Source organism: Streptomyces calidiresistens (assembly GCF_014141525.1).
Lineage (GTDB): Bacteria > Actinomycetota > Actinomycetes > Streptomycetales > Streptomycetaceae > Streptomyces > Streptomyces calidiresistens.
Window position 1 is genome coordinate 1 of record NZ_VKHS01001160.1, and the last position, 1,249, is coordinate 1,249.

Sequence of the window (1,249 nt, forward strand, 5' to 3'; positions counted from 1 at the left end):
GTGCGGGAGGGGTGATGATGGGCGTTCGCGGGGCGGACGGCGGGCCGACGCGGCGCGAGGGACAACAGCGAACGGCACGGAAGGAACGGGTGGGCCGAATGGCGAGCGGCACGATCCGGTACTGGGCGGCGGCGAAGGCCGCTGCCGGTACCGCCGAGGAGCCCTGGCGGGCGGGGACACTGGCGGAGGCCCTGGAGGCGGCGCGCGAGCGGCACGCGGACCGGCCGGAATTCGCCCGGGTGCTGGAGCGCTGCTCGTTCCTGGTGGACGGGCGGCAGGTCGGCTCCGGCGATCACGCCGGGGTCGTGCTGCGGGACGGGAGCACCGTCGAGGTGCTGCCGCCGTTCGCGGGGGGTGCCCGATGAGCGGCGTCACCCGTTCGGCCGCCGACGTCCCCGCCGGCTCCGGGGCGACCCCGGCCGCGACCGGGTCGCCGGCCCCCTCGGCACACCGCACCGGTTCGCCGATCATCCCGCCCGGCCCGCGGCCGGCGGTGCTGACGGCCGTGCTGGCCACCCTGGTGGCGGTGCTCGCCCTGGTGGGCCAGTGGGCGGTGCTGCCCGCCGTGGTGGTGCTCCAGGCGGTGACCGCCGCCGGGTGGTTCCGCCTCAACGGCATGTGGCCGGCGCGGCAGGGCATCGCCCTGGCCTTCGCCGGCGGTCTGACGGCCGACGCGGCGGTGCTGCTGCTCGCCCCCCGGCACGCCGTGCCCGCCCTGTTGGGCGTGCTGGGCGTGTGGTTCCTGCTGGTGCTGGTGCTCCAGCTGCGGCACCGGGGCGGGGCGGACGAGCGGCTGGACGCGTTGACCGCCGGCGCCGTCTCCACCCTCCTGACGATCTCCGCGGCCGGGCTGCTCGCCGCGACGGCCGTGCACGCGGGCGCGGTGACGGCGGTGGCCGCCGGCGTGGCGATCGCCGCGCCGGTGCGCGGGGTGCTGACGGTGCGCGTGGTGGGTCCGGTGGCGGCGGTGCTCGCGGCGGCGGCGCTGGGCGCGGCGCTGGGTTCGGGCCCGGGCGCGGGGGTGATCTCCTCGGTGGAGAGCCTCCCCGCCGCGGGCGCGGCGGCGGCCGGCGCGGTGTGCGCGCTGCTGGGGCTGCGGGTGGCGTCCTACGACTGGCCCTCGCGGTTCGTGCACTTCACCGCCGGGGTGGCCCTGCCGCTCACGGCGGCTGCCCCGGTGGCGTACGCGCTGGCGCGGTGGTTCGCGGCGTAAGCGGGTGGGACCCGGCGCGTTCGGGGGGTTTCGGGG

Annotated in this window: 2 protein-coding genes; both read left to right on the forward strand. The window is 78.8% G+C overall.

Annotated elements, in window-relative coordinates; all coding sequences use genetic code 11:
• Positions 1–98: 98 nt before the first annotated feature.
• Complete coding sequence (locus FOE67_RS26100) at positions 99–365, forward strand: MoaD/ThiS family protein (RefSeq protein WP_182667289.1); 267 nt, start codon at positions 99–101, stop codon at positions 363–365.
• Positions 362–1,213: a hypothetical protein gene (locus tag FOE67_RS26105; protein ID WP_182667290.1), complete on the forward strand. Its 852-nt coding sequence runs from the start codon at positions 362–364 to the stop codon at positions 1,211–1,213. The genes FOE67_RS26100 and FOE67_RS26105 overlap by 4 nt, the downstream gene beginning before the upstream one ends.
• Positions 1,214–1,249 lie beyond the last annotated feature (36 nt).